This window comes from Paenibacillus kribbensis (assembly GCF_002240415.1).
Classification (GTDB): Bacteria; Bacillota; Bacilli; order Paenibacillales; family Paenibacillaceae; genus Paenibacillus; species Paenibacillus kribbensis.
This window is the reverse complement of sequence record NZ_CP020028.1, coordinates 1,782,792-1,797,930: the sequence shown is the minus strand read 5'-3', so window position 1 is coordinate 1,797,930 and position 15,139 is coordinate 1,782,792. Positions and strand designations below refer to the sequence as shown.

Genomic DNA, 15,139 nt, shown 5'->3' with positions numbered 1-15,139 from the left:
AACATATTAAATATACATCTGTAGAATTAAGGAGAGATACCAATGACCAGTTTAAGTACAGAAAATCAGCTCACTGCGAGTGAACTACAATTACTCAAGAATGCTACAGAGTTAGTTCCTTTTCTTCAAAAGTTTGCAAACAGAATTGATGAAGAAAGACATATTCCTGATGAGGTTATTCAAAAAGTCTCGGATGCTGGGTTATTTAAGCTTGGTACACCGAAAAAATATGGAGGTCATGAAGTCAGTATCCGTGCAATGGTCGAAATTATTTCTGAAGTGGCAAAGGGGAATGGTTCTGTTGGTTGGGTCGTTCAAATCATAAACGGAAATAACTATAATGTATCCTTGGCTTTACCTTCCGAAGTATTAAATTCAATCTTTGACCAGGAAGAGGAAGTACGTTTTTGTTCTGTTTTACAGGCACGTAAAGCGATCGTAAAAAAAGTGGACGGAGGTTATTTGGTAGAGGATGGATTTTGGGGGTTCGGTTCGGGTTCTAAACATGCGACTCATGCATTGTTAAATTTGAAGGACGTAAAGTCCATGCAAGAAACTCCTGAGATGCTGTTAGCAGTTGTTCCGATGAGTGAAATAACAATTGTAGATGATTGGTATACAATGAGTTTAAAAGGCTCCGCAAGTAATAGTTTAGAGATAAAAAATGTGTTTATTCCAGAAAAATATGTAACAACCCAGGGCCTGAGTCAGGTGAATCCTTTGCCCGTAGAATTGACAGGACGTGACAGATATAAACCTTATGTGCAGGTTATTACTAGCATAACAACTGGAATAAGCGCTATTCTCGGGCTTGCCAGAGGGGCGGTCGAGTATTTTGTTGAAAAAGCACCTAGTAAGGGGATTACGATGACAACCCATACTTCTCAAGCAGAAGTTGGACATATTCAGTATAAAGTAGGACTTGCGGCTATGAAGGTCGAATCAGCTCATCTTCATATCAGTCGCACGATTGATAATTTAGAGCATCATGTACAAAGTGGAGAAAAATTCAGTTTAAAGGAATTTGCACAAATCCAGACGGATATAACGTATGCAGCCATGTTGTGCTGGGAGGCAGTAGATATGCTAATGGCAGAAAGCGGAGGAAGTGTCATTGCCGATTCAAACCGATTGTCTCAAATATTCCGGGACATTAGAGGCGGGTCCAATCATGCGCTGACTACGGCATCCACTGGACTGGAATTATACGGAAGAATACTAATGGGTTTACCCCCACAAAATGTAATGACAATAAGTGCAGCGCCGTTTTTAAAAAATAACGAGTGACTATCAGTGATCAGCATCAAGCGCCCATTCAGCAACGAGGAACATTAGTACAAATATAAACAGCGGTCGTCTAAGTCTGAACTGAACCCCGTCAAGTAGACAATACAAATAATAAAATGAATTAGACGGTCTTGGTCCTGTATTCCATCGGACTGAGGCCGTTTAGTTTTGCTTGTAACCGTTCGTTGCTGTAAAAATGGATGTAGGCCTCGATGTTTATCGTTTTTCTCGTTTGGCTTCGCAAATGTAGCGTTAATTGACGATATCCAAAGATACGCTCAACTTTCTCGTAAATGGACATCATGACATGTCTCATATTTTCCTCTAGTCATGAAAAAGCTCCCCTCACAGTAGCAGGTTTTATTATTTCACCTGTCTACCGCAAGGGGAGCATATCACATTAAAATAGGTGTTAATTTCGCAAGCTGTAAGCAAAAAGATACACAATATCCGTTGTACTAATCGAAGTGCCATCGACCTGAGCCGCTACTCCAGTAAGATCATAGTAGTGCGTGGAGCCAATTTCACTTATATAATCCACATTTTTTCCTGTCGATTGCGGGAGGGCAAGAGTCACACTGAATGCCCCGTTGTCATTTGTATACGTTGAAGCCGTTCTCGTACGATTACCACTACCCTCGCTCCAGTTCTTATCCAGCCACACGATCGTAACAGGAGCATTGGGAACCAGTTGACCATCCGTAGTTTTAACGACACCATTCACGATCAGGTTACTACCTCCATTAATGCGATAGTGACGGCCGTAAGAATACGTTGGATAATCATAATACCCATTGGAGTTATAGCCGGTAATTTCGATTTTGCCAGCCCGAAGCACCGGATTGATCGCTAATGTATACAAATGATCGGCTGAATACTGACTTGTGCTGTACACTCGTACATAGTAGGTTCCTGTATTTAGAGTAACATTATGATTGGTTTGCGGTAGAAGCACCATTTGGTTGCCAGAGAGGGCTGCATATACTTCCGCTTTGTACCCATAGCTTTCCGAGATACTATCCAGCTTTACATTTAATGCATCATAATTACGGCTTGCCGGTACTGTAACCTGATACCAATCGTTATCTATGCTGGAATGGATGGTACGGAAGTTAATCGAGGAGCCTTTGTCGTTAACGGTAAAATTATAAGCATGAAAGGCACTGTCATCCGGCTCATAGGCATCGTAGTTGGAGCTTACGGCTACAGTTAAATAGAAAGGGTCATTAATGCTAGATCCCTTCTTGGCATGGACTGCAATCGCATAAGCCTTATTGGCCCCGGTTGTATTGCGAGCTCCTACGTTTTCAGGAAGGGACGCAGCTCCTTGTTCATAATTGTTAACATAAGTCCCGTAGTTGGAGACGTCTATTGGATTTGAATTAATATCCCCTGTCGTCATATCAAACTCATATAAGTATAAGTCATAGTCAAGCTGTGCTGAAAACGGACCATCCAACTGAGCCTGCAATAATTCACCCGGCTGCAAATAGATCGGATATAAAAACTGTGTGCCTCCCTCTTCCGTAATCGTGCCGGAATATGTAGCGGTGGACGCAGTCGCTACGGTCGCTGTGGCTTTAGCTGATACAGCAGATTTTGAACTAGCTTTGAGCGAAGGGGTAACTCTCTTTTTCAACTCAGATTTCTGCGCTGTCGCCAAGTTGATATTTTCTGTAAGAGTATACACCGAATCTGTGATACTTTCAGGTTTGTCCGCACGCGTTAATTGTTTTATAACACTTTCTTTATCCGTTGTTAGCTGTACATTGGAAGCCGCTTGAATCGCTTGATCCGTCTTCTCCTCTGTGCTTGCACTCGCGTTTGCAGTCATTCCAAAAGAAAGCAGGAGCATTGAGCTTAATGTAACTGAAATCACTTTTCTGAATCTTTTCATTCTGAAATCTCCTCTCAAATGATGTTAAAGATTTTGTAGTTATTCTTCATATAAATATAGGAAATTCTAGGATGTATAGTTCTATCATAAAACAATTCTTGTTTTAATGGTAGATACTGTTTTGATATTTTTTTATAACTTGAGGCTAGCATCATGGAAGAAGCCTCTCTTTTTCTACTTTTTCTGTCTATAAAAATCACAACAAAAAAGGCTCCCCTGATTTAAAAGAGAGCCAGTTTAATTAAGATTTGTATCCATTCTTGGCGAAAATGCGTCGGACTCCCTTAAAAAGAGTAGCAAGGTTAAGTAGTCGTAAAATCTTCAATTGCTCGCGATTTTAATGCGTCGCACCCATGTAGAGTGCGACCCAAGCTGCTGACAGACAGTAAGGACGGATTCCATATTTCAATCCACGCACTCATATAGAGTGCGACGATAACGAGTCCATCCAAATCAGTTCCCTCCTTGGATTTCAATCCACGCACTCATATAGAGTGCGACTTCTGTTCTTTAAATAAAGAGATTGATAGAGTTGTATTTCAATCCACGCACTCATATAGAGTGCGACTCGTCGGCCCCTGCTGTGCCAACCTGTTTCCCGTTGAATTTCAATCCACGCACTCATATAGAGTGCGACTATGATAGATTCCTAGGCGATCACACGTCAAATAAATTTCAATCCACGCACTCATATAGAGTGCGACCCCTCGTCCATTTCTTATCCACAGGCCCGTTAAATTTCAATCCACGCACTCATATAGAGTGCGACCAGGTGGCGCGTCCCATATGATGTTTTTTCCCTCAATTTCAATCCACGCACTCATATAGAGTGCGACTGCGGTAATGCGTTACGATAGGAGGGCGAAAATATTTCAATCCACGCACTCATATAGAGTGCGACCACAAAAAATTGGCCAATCATTTTCCGTATACAAATTTCAATCCACGCACTCATATAGAGTGCGACCCCAAAGGACTTGTAACTGCTGCTGTAGCTGCTGTATTTCAATCCACGCACTCATATAGAGTGCGACAGAAAGATTGTGGTTTTGCTCGTCCATACGCTTGTATTTCAATCCACGCACTCATATAGAGTGCGACCTCACCCCCCTAACAAACGAAATGACCCCAGCGAAATTTCAATCCACGCACTCATATAGAGTGCGACTTCAAGTATTGGCAAACTTTATTTTTATTCATTGATTTCAATCCACGCACTCATATAGAGTGCGACGCCAGCTTGCGGCAGAAGATTAATGACTGTTTCAAATTTCAATCCACGCACTCATATAGAGTGCGACCCACAACTACGTGAAACGTGGCCTTTTCTTTTGTAAATTTCAATCCACGCACTCATATAGAGTGCGACCTGAAAGCACTCATGAATGTAACGGTGTTCACCAAATTTCAATCCACGCACTCATATAGAGTGCGACTCATTCAGTTTGCCATGTCATTGGGAATTATAGTGATTTCAATCCACGCACTCATATAGAGTGCGACTGGATATAATTGGGGCGCAAAAGAATACCGGAGGAAATTTCAATCCACGCACTCATATAGAGTGCGACTTTATGTGAGGAGGTGGAAAGATTTGGATGAAACATTTCAATCCACGCACTCATATAGAGTGCGACTCCCCCGCATATGCCAATGCCAAAAATCCAAACAAATTTCAATCCACGCACTCATATAGAGTGCGACCGTCCGCAAATTTGGCCTTGACCTCAGTCTTGTTATTTCAATCCACGCACTCATATAGAGTGCGACAAGCAAGCCGTTTCGGGTACGTCTGTTTCGCTGGACAAATTTCAATCCACGCACTCATATAGAGTGCGACATTACAAAAAAGGCACCAAGCATTGCAAGCAAAAGATATTTCAATCCACGCACTCATATAGAGTGCGACTGGTCTTGCCAGACCTGGACGACCCCGAAGTTGTGTGATTTCAATCCACGCACTCATATAGAGTGCGACAGCGAAAATGCAGTAATTCATACCCTAACGATATCAATTTCATACATTGTCGCAAAACTGATGCCTACTAAGCTTGGATCAGCTATTGACTTTTGCGGATAGATAGTGAATTCGAAACTTTTCGACAATTTTCGAGGTGCGAAGGACCCGGGATTTTTATGTGCGCTTGGGGTTCGCACCAGCTTTATTCATTATATTTTGCTATCCATACACAACGCAACCCATACTACATTTGACCTACTATATATCCGTGTGATATTCCTATTTTCAGTCCGATCAATCTCTGCTTTATACTTAGGAATATAATACGTAGAATATTTTAGGTACAGGCATTTCTCTCCCCTTCGGCCCTCTCAATAGCCTGATTCAGCGTCATGAAAGGAACTTCTTTTTTATACTGAATCGCCTTTTCACTTGTACCGCCAGCATCACGCCATTCCCAATGGATATGTATATCCACCGACTCCAAAAAATAAATAGACAATGCTTCCACAGGATTCACTCCATACATATGCATAAATGCCTCGTCTGAAAGCTGATTATGTAGTAGATATTCATTTTTCATGATGCAAAGAAGCTTGCAAATATCCTCCCTGTTCACATTAACGAGACGACTCACAAATGCATTGCGTCTTACCACCGAATTCAGTATGATTTGCATAGCGTTACGAACATGCCACGCGTCAGGGCCGATACGGAGCATGTTAATTAGATTGTTATCGGTCAAATCAGGATCAAATGGCGCTGGCTCCAAAATCCGTGTCCATGTATCATTATGTCCTTTTTCAAACACCTCGATAACGTCGGAGACGTTTACACCGACGGTTTGCCACTTGCGGTTGAGGGCATCCATAATATGATAGTAATGTAGCTCTGCTTCACCACTTTCAACTTCTTGTGTCCAAACCGGTCTCATGCATACAATTTCCTTGATCGCTTGCTCATTTGCTCTGAATTTCGTAGTCACGGTTTCTTCCTCCTTTTGAAATCTGCTAAAATGGCAATAGCAAAGCTAAGGGCATGCTATGGCATCCCTTTAAATTGGGAAAAACAAATTTATTTTTATGACCACAAGGTCATAAATAAGATATAACCACGTGGTCATATTTTGTCAACAATATATGGAGGATCTATGAATGTTAAAACTCAGAATCAAGCTAAAAGAAGTGCTCAAAGAAAAGGGCATAACTCAAAAACAATTAGAAGAACTATCCGGTGTGTCACAAGCAAGAATTTCTAAACTAAGTAGTGGTGACCGACAAGAAGTCAACCTTCTAATGCTTGAGAAAATTGCTCATGCCCTAGATATCAGAGACATATCCGTTTTGTTACAGTTTGAGGAAGAGAAGATCTGATTATTGTACACTCGGTGTACCCTAAAGTTCATCACTCACGAAGCCTGTATAATATTTGGGCTTCTCTTTTTCATTTCAAACAAATCCTTTCGTACATCCCCCCTACGCTTTGTCCTCCACATCTACTTTTCTATTTTCAAATATGAAAAGAAAGGCTCGCCTCACTTTGATAGAGAGGCGAACCTTTCAAGTTTCAATCTGCACTCCCGTAAGAGGAGTGACAGCACGGGCTGAGAAGCTTTACTTAATAAAGCTTCTCAGCCCGTAAAGTGCGGATCTCATTTTTCAACTTAGGAATGGAATAAAATGGGTTATAAATACTGGAATCCCGCATCCCTCTCGAGATCTGGGGTTTTCAGGTGCGCTTGGGGTTTGTACCCTAGTAGCCTCCTATAGTGGCATATTTTTAAAAAGCAGGTCTTTCAATTCAATTTCGACACTAATTTACCATAAAAACCCTACCATTCTCTTATTTATACGATATAATAAAATAATATGGATAGTTCTTTTTGACTATAAATCACATCGAATTACCCATAAACATACATAGAAAAAGGGGAATACAGATGAAAAAACTTAGCGTATTTATGTTGGTATTGTGTTGCTTTTCGATTTTGGCAGCCTGCTCTACCGATCCAATTAAAAAAGATTTAATTACGTATGTCAATGATGGAGTTCTTCCTTTGGCACAAGATGAAAAAGCAATTACTGAAAAGTATGAATCCGTGACCGGAGATAAATACACAGATGATGTAACACTATATAATACTCTACGAGATGATATTATCCCTGAATACACCAAATATCTTGATAAAGTAGAAGCCGTAAAGACAGAAACTCCTGAGGTACGAGCTGTCCACGAAACCTACATCAAGGCTGTTAGCACTCAAAAAGAAGCCTTCATTACGATGGTCGATGCATTGGAAAAGCAGGATCTGAACTTAATCAATGAAAGTAATACCAAGCTCAGCGAGGGTAAAAAGCTATTCAGAGATTTTGGTGAACAGCTTAACACACTTGCCAAAGAGCACGATGTGACGATGAATAAGAAATAAATTTTAAAGCTCCCGTCCAGGGAGCTTTTTCTATATCCCTAGAAATACTCGAAGTAAATTACCGCTTTACTTAAGTATCTCCCCCGTTTATTGTATGATTTTCCGGCAGCTTTTTGATCTGAAACGCTCCTTCACTGGAGATTACGCTATAGAGTTCATCAAATCCTTCTTCGTAGTTGGGAGCCTCTAGTTTACTCATTACGCTTTTAATACCGATTTCAGGAATATACTCTTTGCCTGTGCGCTCCTCATTACGCTTGATGGATTCTACAAAATTGGGTTCAAAGTAGTAGCCGATAATCTTAAACCCCTTATTTTTGCAAGCATCTATATATTTCTTCCGTTCCACGACTGTTGGATTCGTATTGTCTACAACAAAGCGCTGCATTGTATCAATGGAGGCTTGAAGGTAAACATTTTCCCTATTCCGTGTTTTAAGCATATCGAGATTAATCCGCATATGTGTTTTGAAGAAATGTTCTTTATAAAAAGTCGACTTGCCTGAAGCCTGAATTCCTATAAAAATGACACACTCCAAATTTCACACATCCTTATCTAGATATACATATTGGTTAATATAATCTCTTTTTTGCGAAAACACTGGCGTCTCATGATCGACATCCCACTTGCTTCTGATTGCTTCACCTTTGTGATACTGTTGTTTGGTAATACAAATTCCCCGCTTTTGCCAGACCGGAAGGTTGTTCCAGTTCAATCCTTTTTCCGTAAACAGCTTGTCCTGTAACTGATTCCCGTTTAATCCCTCAAGCTCTGAATGCCTGAAATGAGCTTGAGCTACCATAGATATACTGTTTTTAGTAGCATCTTGTTGCCTCCATAGAAAGTAGTTTGCAACCTCATCGTGGGGCAGAACCCATGCTCTTGCGTCAAAAGTGGCTAAAGGCTTATCAGGGTAAACTTTTTGGATTTCCTCATTAAATTTGGCTGTTGCGAGAGAGGCAGATATGGACACCATCTTTTGAAGATTATTTTCAAACCAGGACTGTGTCGTTAATTTGTCATAATTCGTAAGAAGCAGGGAAATTTCATCACTCTGATGATACACCAGTTTACATCCCATAATGTTCTGAGCCAGATATTTGCATGTCTCCCATAATGCCAAAATTAGATTCTCATCAAAAGGCTTTGTCATTCCACGTGTAAAGGTATGAAAATGAGCACCGTCGATCCTGATAATTACGGGTAGACGGCGTGGCAGACTTAATCTGTAGGCATTCTCATAGCCTTTCATTCTATTGCCAAAATCATCTTTTTTCATAATCAATGTAGACTCCTCCGTTTTTCAGCTATCTATTCCCCCACTATTACGTTATAATAATTTTAACTATTTATTTTATTCCGATAAGAAAAGGATGATATATATGAGTCAAGCTGCAGCCTCGATTCCACGTCCTTTAGTCAGGGTTAACCAGTGGGTGATTGTGCTGTCTGTAGTTTTCACCTGGATTACAGGAGTATACTGGGTGCTGGCTATTCCGCTTGTAGCGGGGTTGCTCGGCGTCATATTCAATTTCAATCCGGTGATGCGGGTAGCCAAGCTGTTTTTGAAGAAAAGCCCTTCCTCTTATATACAAGAAGACCGGGGACAGCAAAGATTTAATCAGCTCCTGGCCGTCTTTTTCCTGCTGGTGGCTTGGGTAGGATTTATATTCCAGTGGAGCATTGTAGCTTATGTGTTCTCTGCGATGGTGCTGGTAGCAGCAGTAGTAGCGATTCTAGGTTTTTGTATCGGATGCTTTATTCTCTACCAGTGGTCTCAATATCAATACCGAAGAAGAAAACACGTATAAAAAGCCATGTTCACCTCCGCCCTATTTCGCTGTAATATTGTCCTCAAACACAAAAACAGAGATGGCTATATCTTCTTCCACCTTAATATCTGAAAAGAGGTGCAGCAGCCGGGAATCCATATAATCCTCCAGTTCTTTATTAAACTGTACAGGATAGATTTTTTGCACCATTTTGGTCCGGGCTGCATGCACCATCTCTTTCCCGGAAGCCTCTTGCGCCAGAAACTTTTCGGATGGAGTTAAATTACCGTACAGTATCGTGATGGCCATATTATCTACAAAGGTCGTATGTATGCGTTCTGGGCCTTTTCCGAATAGCTCTTTACGTACTTTTCGAATAATTTCATTAAAACCCGTTTCCCTTCTCATATCGCACCGCTCTCCTAAAATCTACTAAAATCTCTGTTACTATTTCCATCATAACCGATTCCTTTCATATAAAACAGAGAGCAAGAGAAAGTGATTTTTGGAACATACTTTGTTGCCTATTTTGGGTATTGATAAAAAGACTATGACTTGAAAAATAAAGTTTTAATTGTTACCTTGTTTAATCATACGATTACTCAACAAATCTCTAAACTTTTTTTTAATTCTATGCAAGGAACATAGTAAAAACGTACAAACAGTGCGCACCGCATAGTGTCGGTACGCACTGTTTTTCATTGAATATGAGGCTCACTCGTAGGCGCCGATGTTCACAGCGGCTCCCTGTACTCTGGACTTTCCGTCAATATCCAGCGTTCCGATGATGGCACGGTCTGTGTCACCAGCATCGATTGCCGGAGACGAAGACTGCAAATGGAAGTCGCCGTTCGCGGCATTCACAAATTTGGGGTCGATGAACAAAGAATGTGCATCGTTGCCGGTTCCCTTTTTATAAGCGAGGAAACCCGTATATTCTTTATTTTTCCAGGTCCAGCTGGCTTCCGAGCTGCCCGCCGGAGCAAAATATAAATTATAATCTACAACATTGCCGGAATTTTTTGTGTATTCATTGTAGATCAACACATCCGTAGAGCTGGCTACGAAAATATTGTTCTTGATCACGTTGTTTTGCGTATCGTACTGAACGAAAAGCTGGCCGCTTCCACCGCCAAGTGTATCGTTCTTGTACAGCGTATTGTTCACGATCTTGCAGTTTACCGTTGAGCCACGCTCATCATCGTAACCGCCCATGGCGATGCCGGTCAGTCGGTTGTTATATATCACGTTGCTGCGGACCGTAATATTGCTGGTGGCTTTGCCGGCATGCTCGGAGGCAATTTCGATGCCGATGTCGTTGCTGTAGCTGTAGTTCTGCTCGATAATGCTGTCCTTGCCGCCATCCACATAAATGCCGCCGGCCGAGTTGTCGTCTTTCGTGTAAGATGGATTTTTATTGGAAGAATTATTGTACACCCGGTTGCCCTTCACCAACCCGTTTCGCGCCTGATCGTAAGCAGTATTCGGAGCGGTTCCCTCAAAGCCGATCAGATCGATCCCGATATTGTCATTATTGTGAATGAGGTTGTCGGTCACCGCAAAGCCATCCACGTTGCCGTTTAAAACGAGCGATTCGCTGGAGCCCAGCACGAGATTGTACAGCTCATTGCCGCTGATCGTAAGGTCGTGAATCGAAGCCGGAGCTTTCGTGCCATAAATAGCGATGCCGTGGGCGTCCCGACCCAGCCGATCTTTGCCAGTCGGGGTGACCGTATTTTTGATGTCATGGATTTTGTTGTTGGACAGATTAATAAAGCCGCCCGAACCGTGGACATAAATACCTACAGGCACCGCGTTCTTGGAAGCAGTGGCAAAATTGCGGATTTCAAACCCCTGAACGGTAACGTAATCGACATTGGCCAGTTCGATCAGCCCTTGGGTCCCGCTGACCGAAAGTCCGGTGCCGTCAATGACGGCAGTCTCCGTCCCATAGTTGGTGAACACAATGGGACCCTGCGAAGCGGAGCCGGAGCGGGTAATCTTCAGCTTCTGATTGTACACGCCGCCCCGGACGTAAACCGTGCTGCCCGCAGGAGCCACGTCGGCCGCGTGCTGCAGCGTCTTCCACGGCGCATCGTTCGTTCCGGCGTTGGAGTCGCTGCCGCTCGTGGCCACATAATATTCTGTACCGGCCGCGGAGGCGGAGAGGGGCTGCACATTTCCTGCCATTAGACCAAGCCCCAAAATCATGGTTAAACCTGCTAGAAAAATCTTCCCGAATTTCATCATGATTCCTCATCCCCCTTTGTTTAGTCTTGTAAATTATACCACAAATTCACTAAGCCTGTCCCGCACGACGGAATGTCCATTGGACACAAAGACTTTATTTTCTCAAGACAAATAAAACACAGCCTGCCTTATCGGCAGACTGCGCATGTTCTCACTTCAAACGGACTAATCCTTTACCAGTCGATTTGAAAGCATAAGCATAACAAAAGAGAATAAAACGATGGCTGCTACCCAGCTCCAGGAGAGTGTCATATTCCCGGCCTCAGACGCGATGTAGATCGCCGTGGGCAGGGTTTGAGTATGTCCAGGAATATTGCCCGCAAGCATCAACGTAGCGCCAGATTCCCCTATCCTATAAATTCCAGAATGAAGTGACGAAAATGGGGTCAACCCAAATATTTGTGATAAATAGATCTCGCCTCGGCGATGTCCTTCGTGCCATGAACCAAGACGCGTCCATCCTGAAAAAGAACGAGTCGGTGCGTCCCGATAACGACGGATACTAAATACGGATTATGGTCCACCTTGCCCCCCTGACGGGATAACAGGCGCGCTGCTTCGTTCAGATCACGTACAGCACCCGGCGCCGGGCGGATTTGAACCGTATCGCGTCCGCACAAGACAGCCGTTTTAGCCTGATGCTCCGATTGTAAAAAGGGATACACTGGATGCTCGCCGCACGTCGGACAATCGGCTTTTTTCATGGCGCTTACATGGATCGCCTGGTGCTGATTGTTCCACAGATCGAAGGTAATCAGCTTGCTCTGCAAGGCTGAATCATCCCCGGTGAGCAGCTTCAATGCCTCCGCGCTTTGGTAGGCCGCCACCATCTGTACAGCCGGACTAATCACACCGACCGTGTCGCAGGTGGCACCACCAAGCGGTACAGCTCCGAGCAGGCAATGCAGACACGGTGTCTGCCCCGGCACGATGGTAAAGGTTGTTCCATAGCTGCCCACACATGCTCCATAAATCCAGGGGATTCGGTGCTTGACTGCGTAATCGTTCATCAGCAGCCGTGTATCGAAGTTATCAGTGGCATCGATGATGAGGTCTACCCCTGCTGCGATATCATCGATTTCCTCCAGCGATACATCCCGGACTAGCGCACGAATGTCCACGTCCGAATTGATTTGCTGCAATCGTTTCTGGGCGGCCACCGCCTTGGGCATCTGATTACGGGCATCGGCTTCGTCATAGAGCTGCTGGCGTTGCAGATTGCTCCAATCTACATAATCACGATCTACCAGCGTCAGCCGTCCGATGCCCGCTCGCACCAGCATGTCGGCATTGGCAGTCCCCAGTGCTCCAGCCCCCACCATCAGGACGTGCTTACTGCGGATATTTTGCTGACCTGCCGTTCCAATTTTCGAGAATAATTCCTGTCTGGAATAACGGGCAGGAGAAGCATGCGTATGTGCTTGTGCATCAGTACCCGTTGTCTGGTCTTTGTTTATTTCTGACATCGTTGATTTACGCCCCCATACTTCTTATCCATTGATAGCGACAAGTTGATCAGACAAGCTAAAAGTCCAGATATCCTCGCCCTCATTCGGAAGCTATTGGGTATTATGAGGGTTCCAGCCACCCAGCTGGTGTCCCTTCCACTCTGAGCCGTCCTCCCACACTTCCTTTTTCCAAATCGGTACGATTTGCTTTAACCGTTCAATCGCATGACGGCTGGCTTCGTAGCAAGCATCGCGGTGTGCAGCAGAAACAGCAATCACCACACTCGTCTCTCCAATCCTTACCGTGCCAAGCCGATGTGTCATTGCAGTACGAGTAGACGGCCAACGCTCTGCAATTTCGTCACCAATTTGCTTCATCGTATTCATCGCCATCGGGACATACGCCTCATATTCAAGCAGCACGGTTCGCTGACCTTGCGTATATTCCCGAGTCGTTCCATTAAAGGTCAGCGAGGCCCCATGAGAAGGGTCTTGCACCTTGGAGGCCACCTCATCGGCATCAATCGGGTCGTATGTGATAGCGAACAACCCACATTTTGAAATAACCGTTTCCATGCCAGGCGCCGATTGAAGAAGAGCGATTGCATCAGATGGAAGAACAGGCTCGTCAGGAGAAGCCAGCCTTTTATGGTGGGTAAAAAAAGAGCCCTGCAGCTGTGAAGCTACTTCCGAATATTGCTCATATAGTCTTTTTCGAATGTCTGCGATCGTCACGATTTCCTGTGAAAGCTCCACCGTAATCACGTCACCAAATTGTTCCGCCATAGCCGCGGATAGTTGAATACGGTACTGCATATGCATCTGACCCCTTTGTACCTCATCTGTCGAATTTAACCAGTCTGAACTGAAAAATCTAACCTCCTGAAACCGGAGGAATGATCGCAATCTCGTCATGTATACTTACTAGCTCCTCTGGAGCAGCGTAAACTTGATTTCTGGCAACAAAAGCACTTTGCAACTGGGCGGCTGCCTCAGGAAAACGCTCAGACAACAAGCCTTTTAACGCAGTAATGGTCATCGCTTCCTGATCAGTAGGCACCGTGACCATAGGCCCTCCCATAAGTTCAGCAAGGCCGGCAAATACCTGAATATGATATTTCATTTAACATACTCACCCCTTCCCAGGTACAATGACTGTCCATAGATACACCAAGAAAAACCAACATGAGCAAATACCTCGTAAAAGAGATCTTATTCCATGCTGGCTAACTGTACTGGTGTACATTGCGGATTCTCATATTATATTTTAGATTCAACCAATTCATCAATCCGTTCAGTATGTGTATACACATTTAACGAACGACTTCGTATAAAGCCGACTGTAGTAATCCCCAGATCCTCAGCCAATTCAAGCGCAAGCTCTGTGGGAGCTGACTTGGACAAAACAACTTCACAGCCAATCTTCGCGACCTTCAACAAGATTTCAGACGAAATGCGCCCACTGAATACAATGATTTTATCATGTAATACAATATCATTTTTCAAGCAATATCCATAGATTTTATCCAGTGCATTGTGACGGCCAATATCCATTCTCGACAGGATAATCCCGTTTTTGTCACATAGTGCGGCATTATGAACTCCGCCAGTCTCCTGGAATGTATGTGCCGAGCTTTGCATTAAATTCATCAGGCGAAAGCAGTCGTCAAAGGACAGCGTCACATGAGTATCATTCATTCTTTTGGCTACTTTAGCATCATTCACAAAATAGAAGCCCTGTCTGCTTTTTCCGCAACAGGAGGTAATATACCGTTTGGAATGAAAGTTTTGATAAAACTCGTTCATTCGGCGGGTTTTGATATGAACAAAGCCTTCTTTTTCCTGAACCCACAGGTCTTCGATATCATCATACCGTTGAATGACGCCTTCAGAGGCCAAAAAGCCTATTGCCATATCCTCCACATACTCCGGTGTACAAACCATGGTTGCAAATTCCTGCTGATTGATTTTGATAGTCACCGGATGCTCCGTCACCACAGTGTCCTCAAAACGCTTGATTTGTCCGTCGCAACAACGCAAAATCTCGCGCCGTACCTCAGCCGGCTTTTCCACGTGCTCCACTCCCTTGTTTCTGGC

The 15,139-nt window shown here is 43.7% G+C and carries 15 protein-coding genes, 1 pseudogene and 1 CRISPR repeat array; of the genes and pseudogenes, 4 read left to right on the top strand and 12 right to left on the bottom strand.

Going from position 1 to position 15,139, the window contains the following annotated elements:
* Positions 1 to 42 precede the first annotated feature (42 nt).
* Positions 43 to 1,287 (top strand): acyl-CoA dehydrogenase family protein, encoded by a 1,245-nt coding sequence (locus tag B4V02_RS08015; RefSeq protein ID WP_094154402.1) that lies wholly within the window; start codon positions 43 to 45, stop codon positions 1,285 to 1,287.
* Between the two features lie 121 nt (positions 1,288 to 1,408).
* Here the strand turns inward: B4V02_RS08015 and B4V02_RS27195 are convergent, their stop codons facing one another.
* The 3 genes from B4V02_RS27195 to B4V02_RS26275 all read right to left on the bottom strand — a co-directional run bounded on the left by B4V02_RS27195 (position 1,409) and on the right by B4V02_RS26275 (position 6,129).
* A complete protein-coding gene (locus tag B4V02_RS27195; protein WP_425270787.1) occupies positions 1,409 to 1,588 on the bottom strand; it encodes an IS3 family transposase in 180 nt (59 codons plus the stop codon).
* 111 nt (positions 1,589 to 1,699) lie between these two features.
* Positions 1,700 to 3,184, bottom strand: a complete 1,485-nt coding sequence (locus B4V02_RS08005; RefSeq protein ID WP_094154400.1) for a hypothetical protein — start codon at positions 3,182 to 3,184, stop codon at positions 1,700 to 1,702.
* 402 nt (positions 3,185 to 3,586) lie between these two features.
* Positions 3,587 to 5,162: a CRISPR direct-repeat array (repeat unit 32 nt; unit sequence ATTTCAATCCACGCACTCATATAGAGTGCGAC).
* Positions 5,163 to 5,481: 319 nt separating this feature from the next.
* Entirely contained in the window at positions 5,482 to 6,129 is a 648-nt protein-coding gene (locus B4V02_RS26275) for a hypothetical protein (RefSeq protein ID WP_094154399.1), read from the bottom strand.
* A 169-nt stretch (positions 6,130 to 6,298) separates the two neighbouring features.
* Between B4V02_RS26275 and B4V02_RS07995 the strand changes: the two genes are divergently transcribed.
* Complete coding sequence (locus B4V02_RS07995; protein ID WP_094154398.1) at positions 6,299 to 6,517, top strand: helix-turn-helix domain-containing protein; 219 nt, start codon at positions 6,299 to 6,301, stop codon at positions 6,515 to 6,517.
* A gap of 566 nt (positions 6,518 to 7,083) precedes the next feature.
* The gene (locus B4V02_RS07990; protein ID WP_007431336.1) at positions 7,084 to 7,572 is read left to right on the top strand and encodes a hypothetical protein; all 489 of its coding nucleotides are present in this window, start codon (positions 7,084 to 7,086) and stop codon (positions 7,570 to 7,572) included.
* A gap of 70 nt (positions 7,573 to 7,642) precedes the next feature.
* On the opposite strand, the gene B4V02_RS07985 is transcribed toward B4V02_RS07990, so the two are convergent.
* Both B4V02_RS07985 and B4V02_RS07980 read right to left on the bottom strand, forming a co-directional pair.
* Positions 7,643 to 8,110, bottom strand: coding sequence for a bifunctional polynucleotide phosphatase/kinase family protein (locus tag B4V02_RS07985; RefSeq protein ID WP_094154397.1), 468 nt, complete (start codon positions 8,108 to 8,110; stop codon positions 7,643 to 7,645).
* A 3-nt stretch (positions 8,111 to 8,113) separates the two neighbouring features.
* A complete protein-coding gene (locus tag B4V02_RS07980; RefSeq protein WP_094154396.1) occupies positions 8,114 to 8,851 on the bottom strand; it encodes a tRNA(His) guanylyltransferase Thg1 family protein in 738 nt (245 codons plus the stop codon).
* A gap of 103 nt (positions 8,852 to 8,954) precedes the next feature.
* On the opposite strand from B4V02_RS07980, the gene B4V02_RS07975 reads away from it, so the two are divergent.
* Entirely contained in the window at positions 8,955 to 9,383 is a 429-nt protein-coding gene (locus B4V02_RS07975; RefSeq protein WP_007431339.1) for a DUF4395 domain-containing protein, read from the top strand.
* Between the two features lie 21 nt (positions 9,384 to 9,404).
* Here B4V02_RS07975 and B4V02_RS07970 read toward each other — a convergent pair whose 3' ends face one another.
* The 7 genes and pseudogenes from B4V02_RS07970 to fdhD form a co-directional block, all read right to left on the bottom strand.
* Positions 9,405 to 9,752, bottom strand: coding sequence for a Na-translocating system protein MpsC family protein (locus B4V02_RS07970; RefSeq protein ID WP_094154395.1), 348 nt, complete (start codon positions 9,750 to 9,752; stop codon positions 9,405 to 9,407).
* Between the two features lie 306 nt (positions 9,753 to 10,058).
* Positions 10,059 to 11,594, bottom strand: coding sequence for a right-handed parallel beta-helix repeat-containing protein (locus tag B4V02_RS07965; protein ID WP_094154394.1), 1,536 nt, complete (start codon positions 11,592 to 11,594; stop codon positions 10,059 to 10,061).
* 165 nt (positions 11,595 to 11,759) lie between these two features.
* A pseudogene (locus B4V02_RS26540) lies at positions 11,760 to 11,945 on the bottom strand (molybdate ABC transporter permease subunit); the annotation flags it as partial.
* Between the two features lie 35 nt (positions 11,946 to 11,980).
* Positions 11,981 to 13,060: a thiazole biosynthesis adenylyltransferase ThiF gene (locus B4V02_RS07955; RefSeq protein WP_094154393.1), complete on the bottom strand. Its 1,080-nt coding sequence runs from the start codon at positions 13,058 to 13,060 to the stop codon at positions 11,981 to 11,983.
* A 93-nt stretch (positions 13,061 to 13,153) separates the two neighbouring features.
* Positions 13,154 to 13,858 carry a molybdenum cofactor biosynthesis protein MoaE gene (locus tag B4V02_RS07950; protein ID WP_094154392.1) on the bottom strand — a complete coding sequence of 235 codons (705 nt, stop codon included), beginning with the start codon at positions 13,856 to 13,858 and terminating at the stop codon, positions 13,154 to 13,156.
* 58 nt (positions 13,859 to 13,916) lie between these two features.
* Positions 13,917 to 14,165, bottom strand: coding sequence for a MoaD/ThiS family protein (locus B4V02_RS07945; RefSeq protein ID WP_094154391.1), 249 nt, complete (start codon positions 14,163 to 14,165; stop codon positions 13,917 to 13,919).
* Positions 14,166 to 14,302: 137 nt separating this feature from the next.
* Positions 14,303 to 15,115 carry a formate dehydrogenase accessory sulfurtransferase FdhD gene (fdhD, locus tag B4V02_RS07940; RefSeq protein ID WP_094154390.1) on the bottom strand — a complete coding sequence of 271 codons (813 nt, stop codon included), beginning with the start codon at positions 15,113 to 15,115 and terminating at the stop codon, positions 14,303 to 14,305.
* Positions 15,116 to 15,139 lie beyond the last annotated feature (24 nt).

Bases quoted from the DNA above. Each gene is read 5' to 3' on its own strand.
- B4V02_RS08015 (WP_094154402.1), top strand. From the start codon at position 43: ATGACCAGTTTAAGTACAGAAAATCAGCTCACTGCGAGTGAACTACAA.
- B4V02_RS27195 (WP_425270787.1), bottom strand. From the start codon at position 1,588: ATGTCCATTTACGAGAAAGTTGAGCGTATCTTTGGATATCGTCAATTA.
- B4V02_RS08005 (WP_094154400.1), bottom strand. From the start codon at position 3,184: ATGAAAAGATTCAGAAAAGTGATTTCAGTTACATTAAGCTCAATGCTC.
- B4V02_RS07995 (WP_094154398.1), top strand. From the start codon at position 6,299: ATGTTAAAACTCAGAATCAAGCTAAAAGAAGTGCTCAAAGAAAAGGGC.
- B4V02_RS07990 (WP_007431336.1), top strand. From the start codon at position 7,084: ATGAAAAAACTTAGCGTATTTATGTTGGTATTGTGTTGCTTTTCGATT.
- B4V02_RS07980 (WP_094154396.1), bottom strand. From the start codon at position 8,851: ATGAAAAAAGATGATTTTGGCAATAGAATGAAAGGCTATGAGAATGCC.
- B4V02_RS07975 (WP_007431339.1), top strand. From the start codon at position 8,955: ATGAGTCAAGCTGCAGCCTCGATTCCACGTCCTTTAGTCAGGGTTAAC.
- B4V02_RS07970 (WP_094154395.1), bottom strand. From the start codon at position 9,752: ATGAGAAGGGAAACGGGTTTTAATGAAATTATTCGAAAAGTACGTAAA.
- B4V02_RS07965 (WP_094154394.1), bottom strand. From the start codon at position 11,594: ATGATGAAATTCGGGAAGATTTTTCTAGCAGGTTTAACCATGATTTTG.
- B4V02_RS07955 (WP_094154393.1), bottom strand. From the start codon at position 13,060: ATGTCAGAAATAAACAAAGACCAGACAACGGGTACTGATGCACAAGCA.
- B4V02_RS07950 (WP_094154392.1), bottom strand. From the start codon at position 13,858: ATGCAGTACCGTATTCAACTATCCGCGGCTATGGCGGAACAATTTGGT.
- B4V02_RS07945 (WP_094154391.1), bottom strand. From the start codon at position 14,165: ATGAAATATCATATTCAGGTATTTGCCGGCCTTGCTGAACTTATGGGA.